Source organism: Janthinobacterium sp. PLB04, from assembly GCF_021165895.1.
Taxonomy (GTDB): Bacteria; Pseudomonadota; Gammaproteobacteria; order Burkholderiales; family Burkholderiaceae_D; genus Janthinobacterium; species Janthinobacterium lividum.
Window position 1 is genome coordinate 5,897,544 of the sequence record NZ_CP088968.1, and the last position, 16,665, is coordinate 5,914,208.

Sequence of the window (16,665 nt, forward strand, 5' to 3'; positions counted from 1 at the left end):
GTGGTATGGGCCTTTGCCAACATGGCGCAGCTGGCCCGCCGCTGCAAAAATTTTGGGTAAAGCGTCCCCCTGGCGCGCGCGGCGCCTGTTTTCCAACAGGGGATTGACAGGTGTTAGAGCGGCAGCAGCAGCCGGTAGCCGACGGCCGTTTCCGTCAACAGGTACTGCGGCTGGGCAGGATCGGCTTCCAGCTTCTGGCGCAGATGCCCCATGTAGATGCGCAGGTAATGGCCGTTTTCGCTGTTCGACGGCCCCCACACTTCGCGCAGCAGCTGCGGATTGGTGACCACCCTGCCCGCATTCTTCACGAGTACCGACAGCAAACGGAATTCCGTCGGCGTCATGTGCACCAGTTGCTTGTTGCGCGTCACCAGCCTGTCCTTCAGGTCGACCCGCACGTCGCCGAACTGCACCACGCCATCGTCGCTGGCGGCGGGCTGGCGCTGACGGCGCAAGGTGGCGCGCACGCGGGCCAGCAGTTCGCCCACGCCGAACGGCTTGGTCAGATAATCGTCGGCGCCCGCGTCCAGCGCGCGGATCTTGTCCTGCTCGTCGACCCGCGCCGACAGCACGATGATGGGCACGGCCGACCATTTGCGGATGTCGGCGATGAAATCGATGCCGTCGCCGTCGGGCAGCCCCAGGTCCAGCACGATCAGGTCGGGCCGGCGCGTGCCGGCATCGATCAGGCCCCGCTGCATGGTGGCGGATTCGAAAATCTGCCAGCCCTCGTCTTCCAGCGCGGCGCGCACGAAGCGGCGGATTTGCGGTTCATCCTCGACCAGCAAGGCGGTGGCGGAAGGTTCGTTCATGTTGGTTTTCCTGTTTCATGGTCGTTGGCGTCATCGAGCTCGGTCTCCGGCGGCGCCGGGGGCGTGCCCAGCGGCAGGCTGAAGACGATGGCGGCGCCCTGTCCCGGCGCGTGCGGCTGCGCGTGGATGGTGCCGCCGTGGGCTTCGACGATGGCGCGGCAAATGGCCAGCCCCAGCCCGACGCCCGGCTTGTTCGATTCGCGCTCGCCGCGCGTAAATTTTTCAAAGATGGCTTCTTCTCGGCCCGGCGGCAAACCCGGGCCATCATCAGACACCGCCACCTGCAGGAACTGGCCGTGCACCCCGGCCGCGACCGTGATGGTGCTGCCCGGCGGCGTGTACTTGGCCGCGTTTTCCAGCAGGTTGCACAGCACGCGCTCGACCAGCACGGCATCGTAGCGCACCAGCGGCAAGTCCGGCGCCAGCTGCGTCTGCACGGCATGCTGCTGCAATTGCGGGCCGCTGGCGCGCAGCGCGCTGCCCACCACTTCTTCCAGCGCCTGCCATTGCAGGTTCAGGCGCACCTGTCCGCTCTCGATGCGCGCCATGTCCAGCAAGTTCGCCACCAGGGCGCTCATGCGCACGGTTTCGGACTGCAGCGAGCGCGCCATGTCCAGCTGCGCGGGCGACAAGGCGGGCCGCGACAGGGCCAGCGATTCGGCCAGGCCAACCAGCGACGTCAATGGCGTGCGCAAGTCGTGCGACAGGGCCGCCAGCAGCGAATTGCGCAGCCGCTCGGACTCCATCTGCAGCAGCGCGCCCTGGGCCACATCGATATAGTGCACGCGTTCGAGGGCGATGGCCGCCAGGGCGGCAAAGGTATCGAGGTGCTGGCGCTGTTCCGGCACCAGCAGCCAGCGCCCGCGCTGCGCGCCATCGAGCGGCAGCAGCGCCAGCACACCCCGCGTGCGCATCGGCGCGATCAGCGGCAGGTAGAAAACGGGTGAAGCCGGCAAGGTATCGGTCCCCGTCCCCGCCGCCTGCGCATGGTCGAAGGCCCACTGCGCAATGCCGATATCGAGCGCCTCGCCGCCGTTCGGGGCCTGCAAGCCGCCCTCGTCATCGGGCAGCAGCAGGGTGGCGCGCGCGCGGAAAGCCCGTTCGATGGCGCTTTTCGTAATGTCGAAAATCTGCTCCGTCTGCAGCACGCCGGACAGCTCGCGCGAGAATTCATACAGGGCGCGGGCGCGCGCTTCGCGGTGCGAGGCCACGCGCGCCTGGAAGCGCAGGCCCGCCGTCAGGTGGCCCGTGATCAGGCCCACGGCCAGCATCACGCCAAAGGTGATCACATACTGGAAATCGCCCACGGCAAACGAGAAGCGCGGCGGCACGAAGACGAAATCGAAGCAGGCCACGCCCACCAGGCTGGCCAATGCCGCCGGCCCGCGCCCCAGGCGCACGGCCACCAGCACCACCGTCAGCAAGGACAGCATGGCGATATTGGCCAGGTCAAGATAAGGCTGCAGGGGGACGGAGGCGAGCGCCGTGGCCAGGCTGGCGCCGGCGGCCAATATGTAGCGCCAATGGCGCGGGGGCCGGCGCGGCGCCTCCGCATCTTCGCCGGCCGCGCGCCGGGGCGCCGCATCGGCAGGCGGCAAGCCCACCTCGATCAAATCGATATCGGGCGCCAGGCTGGCCATGCGCGCGGCCGGCGGCGCGTGCCACAGGCGCGTCAGCGTGCCGGCGCGGCCACGGCCCACGATGACTTTCGAGATATTCGCGTTGCGCGCATACTCGACCACGGCGCCGGCGATGTCGGCGGACGGCACAATGGCCGTGCGCGCGCCCAGGTCCTGCGCCAGTTTCAGGGTTTTCAGGATGCGCTCGCGCTGGACCGCCGGCAGGCGCTGCAAACGCGGCGTTTCCACGTACAGCGCATGCCATTCCGCATTCAGCTGGCTGGCCAGGCGCGCCGTGCTGCGGATCACGTGCTCGCCGCCCGCGTGCGGTCCCACGCAGGCCAGCAGCGCGGCACCCGTCTTCCACACGGGATTGATGGATTTCTCGACGCGGTAAGCCTGCACGTCGTCCTGCACCCGGTCCGCCGTGCGGCGCAAGGCCAGTTCGCGCAAGGCGATCAGGTTACCCTTGCGGAAAAAATGCTGCGATGCCCGCTCGGCCTGCAGCGGCTGATACACCTTGCCCTGCTTCAGGCGGCGCAGCAGTTCATCGGCCGGGATATCGACCAGCACCACTTCATCGGCGCGGTCGAATACCGTGTCGGGCAAGGTCTCCGCCACGCGCACGCCCGTGATCCCGCCCACCACGTCGTTCAGGCTTTCCAGGTGCTGCACATTCACGGTGGAGAGCACGTCGATGCCGGCCGCCAGCAATTCCTCGACATCCTGCCAGCGTTTCGGATGGCGCGAACCGGCCACGTTCGAGTGGGCCAGTTCATCCATCAGTATCAGCGCCGGCGCGCGCCGCAGCGCTTCGTCCAAGTCGAACTCGAACAGGGTCTTGCCTCGGTACTCGATGGCCTTCAGGGGCAGCACGGGCAAGCCGTCAAGCTGTGCCGCCGTATCCTGACGTCCATGCGTCTCCACCACCCCCACCAGCAAGTCCTGGCCATCGGCCAGCAATTTGCGCGCGGCCGCCAGCATCGCGTAGGTCTTGCCGACGCCGGCCGAGGCGCCAAAATAGATGCGCAGCCGGCCGCGCGCGGCTTTCTTTTCCTGCGCCTGCACTTGCGCCAGCAGGGCATCAGGGTCGGGGCGTTGGCTGTCGTTGGGGAGCATGTTGTATTTTAATCTTCCTGGGCATTGTAGGTCGGATTAGCGCGCTAGCGCGTAATCCGACGACATCGTTGGCCTGGCCGGTGGTGATGTCGGCTTACGCCGGCCAACCAACCGTTGTCAGCTTACTTTGCCATGGCATCCAGCGCCAGATTCAGTTCCAGCACATTCACGCGTGGTTCTCCGAAAAAGCCGATATACGCGGTTTTCTGCACCTTGGCGATGGCGTTTTCCACCTGCGCCAGCGGCACGGCGCGCACGCGGGCCACGCGCGGTGCCTGGTACAGGGCTCCCGCCAGACTGATTTCCGGATCCAGGCCGCTGCTCGACGCCGTCACCAGGTCGACGGGGATCGGGTTGCGATTGCCCGGATCGGCAGCCTGCAGGGCGGCGATGCGCGCCTTGACGGCGTCCACCAGGGCCGGATTGGTCGGCCCCTGGTTCGAGCCGCCCGAACCGGCGCCGTTATTCGCCATCGGCGCGGTAGCCGATGGGCGGCCCCAGAAATACTTGGGCGAGGTGAAGGACTGGCCGATCAGGGTCGAGCCGACAGGCTTGCCACCACGCTCGACGATGCTGCCGTTGACTTCATCGTTGAAAGCCAGCTGCCCGATGCCGGCCGTGGCAAACGGATAGACGACGCCGCAGATCACGGTCAGCGCGGCAAACAGGACCAGGGCGGGACGTACGATAGTGTTCATGACGGTTCCTTTAGACTAAATTGAGTGCGGACAGCAGCATGTCGATCAGCTTGATGCCGATGAAGGGCAGGACGATGCCGCCCAGGCCGTAGATCAGCAGGTTGCGGCGCAACAGGCTGGCCGCGCCGATGGCCCGGTATTGCACGCCTTTCAGCGCCAGCGGAATCAGCACGACGATGATCAATGCATTGAAGATCACGGCCGACATGATGGCCGAGGCGGGACTGGCCAGGTGCATGATGTCCAGCGCTTTTAGCTGCGGATAGGTGCCCACGAAGGCGGCCGGGATGATGGCGAAGTACTTGGCGATGTCGTTCGAAATCGAGAACGTCGTCAGCGAACCGCGCGTCATCAGCATCTGCTTGCCGATTTCAACGATTTCCAGCAGCTTGGTGGGATTCGAATCCAGGTCCACCATATTGCCCGCTTCTTTTGCCGCCTGCGTGCCCGAGTTCATGGCCACGGCCACGTCGGCCTGGGCCAGCGCCGGCGCATCGTTGGTGCCATCGCCCGTCATCGCCACCAGGCGGCCTTCGGCCTGGTAGCTGCGGATGAGTTTCAGCTTGTCTTCCGGCGTCGCTTCGGCAAGGAAATCGTCCACGCCCGCTTCGGCGGCAATCGCCGCGGCCGTCAGCTTGTTGTCGCCCGTGATCATGACGGTCTTGATGCCCATGCGGCGCAGTTCCGCGAAGCGCTCCTTGATGCCGCCCTTGACGATATCCTTCAGCTCCACGGCGCCCATGACGCGGCCGTCGTCAACCACCACCAGCGGCGTGCTGCCGCGGCGGGCGATGTCGTCGACGGCGCGCCCCACCTCGGCCGGATACGGCTGGCCCAGCGCTTCCACGTACTTCTTCATGGAGTCAGCCGCGCCCTTGCGCAGCTGGCGCACCTGCTGTTCGCCCGCGATATCCACGCCGCTCATGCGCGTTTGCGCCGTGAAGGGCACGAAGGTGGCGTGCAGGCTGGCCATCTCGCGTTCGCGGATATTGAACTTCTGCTTGGCCAGCACGACGATGCTTCGCCCTTCCGGCGTTTCATCGGCCAGGGAGGCCAGTTGCGCCGCATCGGCCAGTTGCTGCTCCGTCACGCCGGGCGCCGGCACGAAGCTGGAAGCCTGGCGGTTGCCCAAGGTAATGGTGCCCGTTTTGTCGAGCAGCAGCACGTCCACGTCGCCGGCCGCTTCCACGGCGCGGCCCGACGTGGCGATCACATTGGCCTGCATCATGCGGCTCATGCCGGCCACGCCGATGGCGGACAACAGGCCGCCGATGGTGGTCGGAATCAGGCACACGAGCAGTGCGATCAGCACGGTGATGGTCACCGGCGTGCCACTGCCGGCCGCCGCCACGGAAAACAGCGAATACGGCAGCAGGGTCACGGTGACGATCAGGAACACGATCGACAGGGCGACGAGCAGGATCGTCAGGGCGATTTCATTCGGCGTCTTCTGGCGCTTGGCGCCTTCGACCATGGCGATCATGCGGTCGATGAAGGCTTCGCCAGGGTTGACGGAAACGCGCACCAGCAGCCAGTCCGACAGCACGCGGGTGCCGCCCGTGACGGCGGAAAAGTCGCCGCCCGACTCACGGATGACGGGCGCCGATTCGCCCGTGATGGCGCTCTCGTCGACGGAGGCCACGCCGGCCGTCACTTCGCCGTCGGCGGGAATCACGTCACCTGCTTCCACCAGCACCGTCATGCCCTTGCGCAGGTCGGTGGCCGGCGTGGGCAGCCAGGAAGTGCCGTATTTCGGCGTCTGCATTTTCTTTGCCATCACCGTTTGCTTGAGGGCGCGCAGCGAGGCCGCTTGCGCCTTGCTGCGGCCTTCGGCCAGCGCCTCGGCAAAGTTCGCGAACAGCACGGTAAACCACAGCCACACGGCGACGGCGACGATGAAGCCGAATGGCGCTTCGCCCTGGCCATTCAGGGCCTGGATGGCCAGCAAGGTCGTGATGATGCTGCCCACGTAGACGACGAACATCACGGGGCTGCGCCACTGCGTGCGGGGGTCGAGTTTTTTGAACGCATCGACGACGGCGGGGCCGATCAGTGCGGAATCGAACAAGGTCAGGCTTGTGCGTGACATGGTAGCCTCTTATTTGATGAAAAGTTGCAGGTGTTCGACGATCGGGCCCAGGGCCAGCGCGGGAACGTAATTCAAAACGCCGACGAGCACGACAACGCCGATCAGCAGGCCGATGAACATGGGGCCGTGCGTGGGCATGGTGCCGGCATTGGCCGACAGGCGCTGCTTGGCCGCCAGCGAACCGGCCACCGCCAGCACGGGCACGATCACGCCGAAGCGGCCGAACCACATGGCGATCGCCAGCATCACGTTGTAGAACGGCGTGTTGGCGGACAGGCCGGCAAACGCGCTGCCGTTGTTGTTGGCCGCCGACGTGAAGGCGTAGAGGATCTCCGAGAAGCCATGCGCGCCCGGATTGGCCACGCCAACCGTGCCCGGTTCGACCATCGCGGCGATCGCCGTGCCCGTCAAGACCAGGGCTGGCGTGACCAGGATGGCCAGCGAGACCATCTTCATTTCATAGGCCTGGATTTTCTTGCCCAGATATTCGGGCGTGCGGCCTATCATCAGGCCGGCGATGAAGACGGCCAGGATGGCGAACATCAGCATGCCGTACAGGCCCGTGCCCACGCCGCCGAAAATCACTTCGCCGAACTGCATCAGCAGCAGCGGCACCATGCCGCCCAGGGGCATGTAGGAATCGTGCATGGAATTGACAGCGCCGCACGATGCGGCCGTCGTCACCGCCGCGAACAGGGTCGAGGAGCTGATGCCGAAGCGCGTTTCCTTGCCTTCCATATTGCCGCCCGATTGCAGGCTGCTGGCCTGCTGGTCCACGCCCAGGGCTTGCAGGGCGGGATTGGCCTGCTGCTCGGCGCTCATCACGCCAGCCGTCATGACGACAAAGATCAGGGTCATGGCGGCCAGCACGGCCCAGCCCTGGCGCAGGTCGCCCACCATGCGGCCGAACGTGAAGCACAGGCCGGCGGGGATGATGAAGATGGCCAGCATCTGCAGGAAGTTCGACAGCACGGTGGGGTTTTCATACGGATGCGAGGAATTGGCGTTGAAGAAGCCGCCGCCATTCGTGCCCAGCAGCTTGATCGACTCCTGCGACGCGACAGGGCCCATGGCGATCGTCTGCGTCGTCGCCACTTGCGCTTCCATCACGGGCTTGCCGGCCGCATCCAGCACGGGCTGGCCGTCGGCCGTCACTTTCGGCGTTTCATACGCCACGTGGTCGAGCAGGGTCACTTCCTTGTAGGCGGAAAAATTCTGGATCATGCCTTCGCCCATGAAGACGACGGACAGGGCCAGGGACAACGGCAGCAGGATGTACAGGGTCGAGCGCACCAGGTCGACCCAGAAATTGCCGATCGACTTGCCCGAGCGCGAGGCGAAACCGCGTACCAGCGCGAAGATCACGGCGATGCCGGTGGCCGCCGAAAAGAAGTTCTGGCAGGCCAGGCCCAGCATCTGCGTCAGATAGCTCATCGTCTGTTCGCCGCCGTAACCCTGCCAGTTGGTATTGGCGACGAAGCTGACGGTGGTATTGAACGAGGAATCGGGGCTGACGGCGCCCAGTCCCTGGGGATTGAGTGGCAGGAAGCCCTGCAGGCGCTGCAGGCCGTAGACGAAGACGGCGCCCACGGTATTGAAGACGATCAGGGCGATGGCATAGCTTTTCCAGCCCATGGCCTTGTCGGCGGGAAGGCCGGACCAGCGGTACAGCAGGTTTTCCAGCTTTTGCAGCCAGCCCAGGCCGCGCACGGGGCCATCGCCGGCCACCCTGGCCATGTACAGGCCCAGCGGATAGCCGGCGGCCAGCAGCACGGCCAGGAAAGCCACCAGTAACAGTATCGATTGCGTCGTCATCACAGTTCCTCCGCCTTCAGCAGCGCCACCAGCAAATACACGAGCAGGCCAGCCGAGACGACGGCGCCCAGCACATAAAACGCGTTCATTTGACGCTCCCTAATTTGTCGCAGGCGACGGCAAAGCCGGCCGCCACGACGAAAAACACGGCAATCAAGCCGAGATACACGAGATCCATTCCCACCCTCATTCAGGTTTGTTTTGATAGTGAGCAGATTAGCCAAAAGGGTCTAAAAAATTCGTAAAGACTGGGGAGGCAGCTGTAAACAAGATGTAAAAACGGCGGCTTTACCGCATAAAATCCAGCACAATTGGCGCAAAACCACGCGCGCGGCGCACTGTTGTTGCCTTGGAGTAGCGCTATTGCCCGCCGATCAAGATAGAATGCGCGAGCGTCCGCACAAGGACGCCAAGCCTGCCGCACTGCCCTCCCCCAGTGACGCTGGACGGGATATACTGTATATTCATACAGTTATCGCCGCCGCTGTCATTGCGCCAGCAGTGCCCTGGCCTGGCGTTCCAACCACTGTCTTTACTTAGCTTGAACACGTATGGCCACTAAAAAACCAGCATCCGACTACAGCGAATCATCCATCCGTGTCCTGAAAGGACTGGAACCCGTCAAGCAGCGCCCGGGGATGTACACCCGCACTGAAAATCCGCTGCACATCATTCAGGAAGTGATCGACAATGCCTCCGACGAGGCGCTGGGCGGTCATTGCACGCATATCGCCGTCACGCAAAACACGGATGGCAGCATTACCGTCGAAGACAATGGCCGCGGCATTCCCGTCGGCCTGCACCCGGAAGAAGGCGTGCCGACGGTGGAAATCGTGTTTACACGGCTGCACGCGGGCGGCAAGTTCGACAAGGGTTCGGGCGGCGCCTATGCGTTCTCGGGCGGCTTGCACGGCGTCGGCGTGTCCGTCACCAATGCGTTGTCGACGCGCCTGGAAATCACCGTCTGGCGCAAGGAAAGCGACGGCAACGGCTTGCACCACATGGTGTTTGCGAATGGCGACGTGATCGAGCCCTTGAATTCCCGCCCCGCCCCGCGCGATGGCAAGAAGTCGGGCACGCGCGTCACGGCCTGGCCCGACGCAAAATATTTTGATTCGCCCAACATCTCGCAAACGGAGCTGCAACGCCTGCTGCGCTCGAAAGCCGTGCTGCTGCCGGGCGTCACCGTGACGCTCACCAACGCGAAGACGGGCGACACGCAAACCTGGCAGTACGCGGAAGGCTTGCGCGGCTACCTGACCGAAACGCTGGCGCAGGTATCGAATGGCGAAACCCTAATTCCCCTGTTCGAAGGCGCGCAATACGCGGGCCCGGACTCGGAAGGCTTTGCCGAAGGCGAAGGCGCGGCCTGGGTGGTGGCGTGGACGGAAGAAGGCGCCATCGTGCGCGAATCGTATGTCAACCTGATCCCCACCTCGAATGGCGGCACGCACGAATCGGGCTTGCGCGACGGCCTGTTCGGCGCCGTGAAGAACTTCGTCGAAATGCACTCGCTGCTGCCGAAAGGCGTGAAGCTGCTACCGGAAGACGTGTTCGCGCGCGCTTCCTTCGTGCTGTCGGCCAAGGTGCTGGACCCGCAATTCCAGGGCCAGATCAAGGAACGCCTGAACTCGCGCGACGCCGTGCGCCTCGTCTCGACCTTCACCAAGCCGCCGCTGGAACTGTGGCTGAACCAGCATGTCGACTACGGCAAGAAGCTGGCCGATCTCGTGATCAAGCAGGCGCAGTCGCGCCAGCGCTCGCTGCAAAAAGTGGAAAAGAAAAAATCCTCGGGCGTGGCCGTCCTTCCCGGCAAGCTGACCGACTGCGAATCGTCGGACATCGCGCGCAATGAACTGTTCCTCGTCGAGGGCGACTCGGCGGGCGGTTCGGCCAAGATGGGGCGCGACAAGGAATTCCAGGCGATCCTGCCCCTGCGCGGCAAGGTCTTGAACTCGTGGGAAACGGACCGCGACCGCCTGTTCGCGAATAACGAGATCCACGACATTGCCGTCGCCATCGGCGTCGATCCGCACAGCGTGGGCGATACGCCCGACCTGTCCGGCCTGCGCTACGGCAAGATCTGCATCCTGTCCGACGCGGACGTGGACGGCTCGCACATCCAGGTACTGCTGCTGACGCTGTTCTTCAAGCACTTCCCGGCCCTGATCAACAAGGGACACATCTGCATCGCCCGCCCGCCTTTGTACCGCGTGGATGCGCCGGCGCGCGGCAAGAAGCCGATGCAGAAAATCTATGCGCTCGACGACGGCGAACTGCTCGCCATCGAGGACAAGCTGCGCAAGGAAGGCGTGAAACAGGGCGCCTGGTCGATCTCGCGCTTCAAGGGCCTGGGCGAGATGAATGCCGAGCAGCTGTGGGAAACGACGATGAACCCGGACACGCGCCGTTTGCTGCCCGTCACGCTCGGTGAAGTCGACCACATGACTTCGGCCTCCCGCTTCAATATGTTGATGGGCAAAGGCGAAGCGGCCGGACGCCGCGCCTGGATCGAAGAACACGGCAATGAGGCGGAGGCGGATATCTGATGATCATCGGTATCGACCTGGGCACCACCAACAGCCTGGTCGCCATCTGGCGCGACGGCAAGGCTTCCATCATCCCGAATGCGCTCGGTGAACACCTGACGCCGTCGTGCGTCAGCATCGACGACGACGGCACCGTGCTGGTGGGCCGCGCCGCGCGCGAGCGCCTGCAGACGCACCCGCAACTGACGGCGGCCGTCTTCAAGCGCTACATGGGCAGTGAAAAGAAGATCACCCTCGGCACGCAGCAATTCCGTCCGGAAGAGCTGTCGTCGATGGTGCTGCGCGCGCTGAAGGAAGATGCCGAAGCCTTTTTGGGGCACAAGGTCGAGGAAGCCATCATCACCGTGCCCGCGTATTTCAGCGATGCGCAGCGCAAAGCCACGCGCATCGCCGGCCAGCTGGCGGGCTTGCGCGTGGAACGCCTGCTGAACGAGCCGACGGCCGCCGCGCTGGCCTACGGCATCCGCGACAAGGAACAGGAAAGCAAATTCCTCGTCTTCGACCTGGGTGGCGGCACCTTCGACGTGTCGATCCTGGAGCTGTTCGAAGGCGTGATGGAAGTGCGCGCCTCGGCCGGCGACAATTTTCTGGGCGGTGAAGACTTCGTCACCGTGCTGGTCGACGCCTTTTTGGAAGGCAGCGGCTTGCGCGATGCGGCCGGCAGCCGCCTGTTCGACCCGCGCCAGCAGCAGCTGCTGCGCGATGAGGCCGAGCGCGTCAAGCGCCTGCTGTCGGACCAGCCATCCGTGCGCATGGCCACGCGCTACCAGGACAAGGAATACAGCTGGGAGATCAGCGAAGACAAACTGGCGCAATTGTGCGAGCCCCTGCTGGCCCGCCTGCGCCTGCCCGTGGAACGGGCGCTGCGCGACGCCACCATCCGCGCCGCGGAATTGAATGAAGTAGTGCTGGCCGGCGGCGCCACGCGCATGCCGCTGGTGCGCAAACTCGTCTCGCGCATGTTCGGCCGCTTCCCCGCCATCCACCTGGATCCGGACGAAGCCGTGGCGCTGGGGGCCGCCGTGCAAGCGGGGCTCAAGATGCGCGATGCGGCGCTCGACGAAGTGGTCATGACGGACGTGGCGCCGTACTCGCTGGGTATTTCCATTTCGCGCCAGGTCGGCGCGAACCAGTATGAAGGCGGACATTATCTGCCCATCATCGAGCGCAATTCCGTGGTGCCCGTCTCGCGCACGGAAAACATCACCACCATCCACGACAACCAGAAGGAAATCAACGTGGCGATCTTCCAGGGCGAGTCGCGCCTGGTGGCCGACAACGTCTTCCTCGGCAAGATCAGCTTCCCGATTCCCGCGAAAAAGGCGGGCGAGATCGGCATCGACGTGCGCTTCACCTACGACGTCAGCGGCGTGCTGGAAGCGGAAGTGACGGTGCTGGCCACGCAGGAAAAGCACAAGATGGTCATCAGCGACAACGCGGGCGTGATGACGCCGGAACAGATCGAGCAGCGCTTTGCGGAACTGGCCGACCTGAAGATCCACCCGCGCGAGCAGATGGAAAACCGTACCCTGGTCACGCGCGCCGACCGGCTGTACGAACAGTCTCTGGGCGACGTGCGCCAGTACCTGGCGGCGCACACGGCCAACTTCCAGGCCGCGCTGGAAACGCAGGATCCGAACACCATCCGCAAGGCACGCCAGGCGCTCGACGAAGTGTTGCGCCAGGTCGAGAGCGAGAGCTTCCTGTAAATGGACGGCGGCATGGACAACGGACAGCGCAGCCTGTGGGCAATCCTGGGCACGGAGCCGACGGGCGACGAGCGCACCCTCAAGCGCGCGTATGCGAAGCGTCTGAAGGTGACGCGTCCCGAAGACGATCCGGCCGCCTTCCAGGAACTGCGCGAAGCGTATGAATACGCGCTGCGCCATGCGCACCTGTTTGCCGAGGAATTGCCGGAACCGCCAGCGGCCGAAGCGGAAGCGGAAGCGCCAGAAGCACCGCCGATGGAACCGGCCGACTTGTGGGGCGTCATCGACGAACCCGCGCAGGAGCCGCCCGCAGAACTGTGGGGCGTCATAGCCCAGGAGCAGACGCCGCCGCCAGAACAATGGGGCGTGGTCGCCATCGATCCGGCGCAGGAAGCGGACAACCTGTGGCAGGGCTGCCTGGCGCTGGCGCGGCACGCGGATGCCGGCGAGGTGCTGGCCCGCATCCTGCAGGACGACGCCATGCTGAATCTCGACGTGCGCGAGGAATTCGACCTGTGCGCGCTGCGCTATTGCGCCAGCGCCGGCTATAAGCTGCCGCTGCGCCAGGCCCTCTTCGAGCAGCTGGGCTGGGACCACGATTTTTCCTACCTGGCGCGCAGCCATGCGGACCTGGTGCGCGGCGCCGTGCAGCGCTACCGGGCCGACCGCTCGTTTGCCCATTTCAGCGACAACCGCGACAGCTATCCCGGCCTGGACTGCATCATGTCGCAGCAGCCGCCATCGGCCTACGCGCGCCAGCTGTTCGACCAGAAATTCAACCTGCAGCTGCGCGAACTGCTGCACGCGATACGCTGGCAGCACGGCGAAATGCTGGCTTACAAGCTCGATACGGACCTGTTCGAGCAATGGGAACAGGCCGTCCATGCCAAGCGCTACTTCAAGCAGACGGCGCTGGCCTCGGGCGGCCTGGGTTTCGTGCTGCACTTCATGCTCGCTGGCGTGCTCGATGCGGCCGGCTTCAAGCTCGGCGACACGGCCGCCTATGCCAGCCTGCTGGGCTTCCAGGCGCTCGCCTTTGCCCTGCTGGCCATGCATGCCTTGCGCTGGCCGGCGCCCCTGTTCGCGCGGTTCGATACGCTGCAGGAAGCGCTGCAGGAACGCCTGCCCACGCTGTGGCAGCGGCCCGGCTTGCGGCAACTGGGCTGGATCGTGCCCTACCTCGTGCTGGCGCTGCTGCTGTTCCTGCCCGAACGCAGCGAGACCATGCGCCTCGTTACCGCGGCCGGCTTGTGCGCGTCGGCCCTGCTCGCGTACGCGATGAACCGCCAACTGCTGCATGGCATGCTGCTGCTCCTGTGCCTCGGCCTGTCGCTGTTCGCCGCCATGTTCATGAGCGGCAAAGGCCCTGCGGCGCTGGCCATCGGCGAAGCCATGCCATTGATATTCTGCCTGGCGGCGCTGGCCCTGCGCAGCGCCACCGGCCTGTATGGCGATTGCGGCTTCCCCGAGGCGCTCTTGCCCCGCCTGCGCGCGGCATGGCTGGTCGGCTGCGCGGGCTTGCTGTCGCTACTGTATGTGCAACAGCTACCGGCCGCCCTCGTCGGCGCCGCGCTGTATGCCTGGTCGTGCGCCGGCTTGCTGTTTTCGCCCACCGATTTCAAATGGAAGACGATCTGGCCGGTGGTGCTGGTGCCGTCGCTCGCCAGCTTCGTGCTGGCCGGCCACGCCCCGGCCATCCGCGCCATGCCGATGATGCATAACAGTGTCGAACTGGCCCTGGCCGTGCTGTATCTGACCTTGCGCTACATGTATCTGACGTATGGCAAGTCTTTTTCCAAACCCGGGCTGTCATAATCAACCCCACGAATTCAACCGCAACCACTTAACACCGAAACAAGCGCCATGTCCACACAAACCAATTTATTTGACGATGCCCAGCCTGAGCCGATCGAGCCGGATGAACCGGTATTCGACGGCGAAGCGCTGACCCTGTCCACCTTTGCCGAGCGCGCCTATCTCGATTACGCCATCTCGGTCGTCAAGGGCCGCGCCCTGCCCGACGTGTGCGATGGCCAGAAGCCCGTGCAGCGCCGCATCCTGTATGCGATGAACGAGCTGGGACTCAATTCCACGGCGAAGCCCCGCAAATCGGCGGCCGTGGTCGGCGACGTGCTGGGTAAATTGCATCCGCACGGCGACCAGTCCGTGTACGACGCGCTCGTGCGCATGGCGCAGGATTTTTCCCTGCGCTACCCGCTGATCGATGGCCAGGGCAATTTCGGCTCGCGCGATGGTGATGGCGCCGCAGCCATGCGTTACACGGAAGCGCGCCTGACGCCGATCGCCAAGCTTCTGATGGATGAAATCGGCATGGGCACGGTGGACTTCCAGCCCAACTACGACGGTTCGACGGAAGAACCGAAGCTGCTGCCGGCGCGCCTGCCGATGGTGCTGCTCAACGGCGCCTCCGGCATCGCCGTGGGCCTGGCGACGGAAATCCCGTCGCACAACCTGGCGGAAGTGGCGAAAGCGGCTGTCGCCATGATCCGCGATCCGAAGATGACGCACGCCGAGCTGATGGCCATCATTCCCGGCCCCGACTTCCCCGGCGGCGGCCAGATCATCACCCCGCCATCGCAGATCCAGGACATGTACGCGAGCGGCCGTGGCAGCATGAAGGTGCGCGCGCGCTGGAAGATCGAAGAGCTGGCGCGCGGCCAGTGGCAAGCCGTCGTGACGGAACTGCCGCCCGGCACCTCGTCGCAGAAGGTGCTGGAAGAAATCGAGGAACTGACGAATCCGAAGATCAAGCTGGGCAAGAAGGCGCTGTCGCCGGACCAGGTGGCCCTGAAGGCGCTGATCCTCAATTCGCTCGACACCATCCGCGACGAATCTGGCCGCGCCGCGCCCGTGCGCCTCGTGTTCGAGCCGAAGTCGAAGAACCAGGACCAGACGGAATTCATGCTGATGCTGCTGGCGCACACCTCGCTGGAATCGTCGACCTCGATCAACCTGGTGATGATAGGCGGCGATGGCCGTCCACGCCAGAAAGGCCTGGGCGACATCCTGCGCGAGTGGATCGACTTCCGCTTCGAGACCGTCACGCGCCGTACCGGCTACAAACTGGGCAAGGTCAAGGACCGCATCCATATCCTGGAAGGGCGCGAAGCGATCCTGCTCAATATCGACAAGGTGATCCAGATCATCCGCAATTCGGATGAACCGAAGGCGGCCCTGATCGAAGCGTTCAAGCTGTCCGAACGCCAGGCCGACGACATCCTGGAAATCCGCTTGCGCCAGCTGGCACGCCTGGAGACGATCAAGATCCAGCAGGAACTGGCCGAGCTGCGCAAGGAAGAAAAGTCGCTGCAAGACCTGCTCGACAACCCGGGGTCGATGAAGCGCGCCATCATCCGCGAAATCGAAGCGGACGCCAAGCAGTTCGGCGATGCGCGCCGCACCCTGATCGAGGAAGCGCAGAAAGCCGTGGCGGAACAGAAGGTGGTCGATGAACCGGTCACCGTCATCATCTCGGAAAAAGGCTGGGTGCGCGCGCGTACCGGCATCGGCCACGATGCGGCGCAGTTCACGTTCAAGGCGGGAGACTCCCTGCATGGCGCCTTCGAGTGCCGCACGGTCGACACCCTGCTGGGCTTTGGCAACAACGGCAAGATTTACTCGGTTCCCGTCTCCGCGCTGCCCAACGCGCGCGGCGATGGCGTGCCGATCACGACCTTGTGCGACCTGAGCGGCGGCACGCCGGGCAACGCCGTGCGCATCCTCCATTACTTTGCGGGCAATGGCGCCACCAATTTGCTGCTGGCGTCGAGCGCAGGCTACGGCTTCATCGCCAAGGCGGGCGACATGACGAGCCGCCTGAAAGGCGGCAAGGCCTTCATCACCCTGGACGATGGCGACGTGCCTTTGGCGCCAAAAGTCATCCCCGAGGCGGCCAGCGCCCTGGCCTGCCTGACGGAAGGCGCACGCCTGCTGGTGTTCGGCCTCGATGAAATGAAAACCCTGTCCAAGGGCGGCACCGGCGTCAAGCTGATCGACCTTGATGCGAAAGACAAGCTGCTGGCCGTGCAGCCGATCACCCAGCGTGGCGTGGTGGTCTCGGGCATCGGCAGGGCTTCGAAACCGCAGGATGCATCGCTGGGCGCCACGGCCCTGGCCGAGCACTTCGGCAAGCGCGCCAAGAAAGGCAAGGCGCTGGCGGCCAAGCTGAAACCGGTCTCCATGGCGGCCATCGGCTGATCGGCACCCGGCCATACGAAAAGACAGGTTCGCCTGT

The 16,665-nt window shown here is 64.7% G+C and carries 10 protein-coding genes; 4 read left to right on the forward strand and 6 right to left on the reverse strand.

What is annotated here, in order from left to right; all coding sequences use genetic code 11:
* Positions 1–113 precede the first annotated feature (113 nt).
* The 6 genes from kdpE to kdpF all read right to left on the reverse strand — a co-directional run bounded on the left by kdpE (position 114) and on the right by kdpF (position 8,241).
* Positions 114–812, reverse strand: coding sequence for a two-component system response regulator KdpE (gene kdpE / locus LSO07_RS26095; RefSeq protein ID WP_034746496.1), 699 nt, complete (start codon positions 810–812; stop codon positions 114–116).
* Positions 809–3,550 carry a DUF4118 domain-containing protein gene (locus LSO07_RS26100; RefSeq protein ID WP_151097060.1) on the reverse strand — a complete coding sequence of 914 codons (2,742 nt, stop codon included), beginning with the start codon at positions 3,548–3,550 and terminating at the stop codon, positions 809–811. Before LSO07_RS26100 ends, kdpE begins: the two co-directional genes overlap by 4 nt.
* Positions 3,551–3,672: 122 nt before the next feature.
* Entirely contained in the window at positions 3,673–4,248 is a 576-nt protein-coding gene (gene kdpC / locus LSO07_RS26105; RefSeq protein ID WP_070256047.1) for a potassium-transporting ATPase subunit KdpC, read from the reverse strand.
* A 10-nt stretch (positions 4,249–4,258) separates the two neighbouring features.
* The gene (kdpB, locus tag LSO07_RS26110) at positions 4,259–6,337 is read right to left on the reverse strand and encodes a potassium-transporting ATPase subunit KdpB (protein ID WP_092607725.1); all 2,079 of its coding nucleotides are present in this window, start codon (positions 6,335–6,337) and stop codon (positions 4,259–4,261) included.
* Between the two features lie 9 nt (positions 6,338–6,346).
* Entirely contained in the window at positions 6,347–8,152 is a 1,806-nt protein-coding gene (gene kdpA / locus LSO07_RS26115) for a potassium-transporting ATPase subunit KdpA (protein WP_151097062.1), read from the reverse strand.
* Positions 8,152–8,241 carry a K(+)-transporting ATPase subunit F gene (gene kdpF / locus LSO07_RS26120; protein ID WP_034746483.1) on the reverse strand — a complete coding sequence of 30 codons (90 nt, stop codon included), beginning with the start codon at positions 8,239–8,241 and terminating at the stop codon, positions 8,152–8,154. Before kdpF ends, kdpA begins: the two co-directional genes overlap by 1 nt.
* 462 nt (positions 8,242–8,703) lie before the next feature.
* On the opposite strand from kdpF, the gene LSO07_RS26125 reads away from it, so the two are divergent.
* Genes LSO07_RS26125 through parC form a run of 4 tightly spaced genes read left to right on the forward strand, consistent with a single transcriptional unit; the run spans position 8,704 to position 16,628 of the window.
* Entirely contained in the window at positions 8,704–10,701 is a 1,998-nt protein-coding gene (locus LSO07_RS26125; protein ID WP_151097064.1) for a DNA topoisomerase IV subunit B, read from the forward strand.
* Positions 10,701–12,410 (forward strand): molecular chaperone HscC, encoded by a 1,710-nt coding sequence (locus LSO07_RS26130; protein ID WP_092607719.1) that lies wholly within the window; start codon positions 10,701–10,703, stop codon positions 12,408–12,410. Before LSO07_RS26125 ends, LSO07_RS26130 begins: the two co-directional genes overlap by 1 nt.
* A 12-nt stretch (positions 12,411–12,422) precedes the next feature.
* Positions 12,423–14,225 carry a J domain-containing protein gene (locus LSO07_RS26135; RefSeq protein WP_151097066.1) on the forward strand — a complete coding sequence of 601 codons (1,803 nt, stop codon included), beginning with the start codon at positions 12,423–12,425 and terminating at the stop codon, positions 14,223–14,225.
* A 48-nt stretch (positions 14,226–14,273) separates the two neighbouring features.
* Positions 14,274–16,628, forward strand: coding sequence for a DNA topoisomerase IV subunit A (gene parC / locus LSO07_RS26140; RefSeq protein ID WP_034780316.1), 2,355 nt, complete (start codon positions 14,274–14,276; stop codon positions 16,626–16,628).
* The last annotated feature ends 37 nt before the right edge of the window (positions 16,629–16,665 follow it).

Coding starts and splice junctions, on each gene's coding strand:
- kdpE (WP_034746496.1), bottom strand. CDS start 812: ATGAACGAACCTTCCGCCACCGCCTTGCTGGTCGAGGATGAACCGCAA.
- LSO07_RS26100 (WP_151097060.1), bottom strand. CDS start 3,550: ATGCTCCCCAACGACAGCCAACGCCCCGACCCTGATGCCCTGCTGGCG.
- kdpC (WP_070256047.1), bottom strand. CDS start 4,248: ATGAACACTATCGTACGTCCCGCCCTGGTCCTGTTTGCCGCGCTGACC.
- kdpB (WP_092607725.1), bottom strand. CDS start 6,337: ATGTCACGCACAAGCCTGACCTTGTTCGATTCCGCACTGATCGGCCCC.
- kdpA (WP_151097062.1), bottom strand. CDS start 8,152: ATGACGACGCAATCGATACTGTTACTGGTGGCTTTCCTGGCCGTGCTG.
- kdpF (WP_034746483.1), bottom strand. CDS start 8,241: ATGAACGCGTTTTATGTGCTGGGCGCCGTCGTCTCGGCTGGCCTGCTC.
- LSO07_RS26125 (WP_151097064.1), top strand. CDS start 8,704: ATGGCCACTAAAAAACCAGCATCCGACTACAGCGAATCATCCATCCGT.
- LSO07_RS26130 (WP_092607719.1), top strand. CDS start 10,701: ATGATCATCGGTATCGACCTGGGCACCACCAACAGCCTGGTCGCCATC.
- LSO07_RS26135 (WP_151097066.1), top strand. CDS start 12,423: ATGGACAACGGACAGCGCAGCCTGTGGGCAATCCTGGGCACGGAGCCG.
- parC (WP_034780316.1), top strand. CDS start 14,274: ATGTCCACACAAACCAATTTATTTGACGATGCCCAGCCTGAGCCGATC.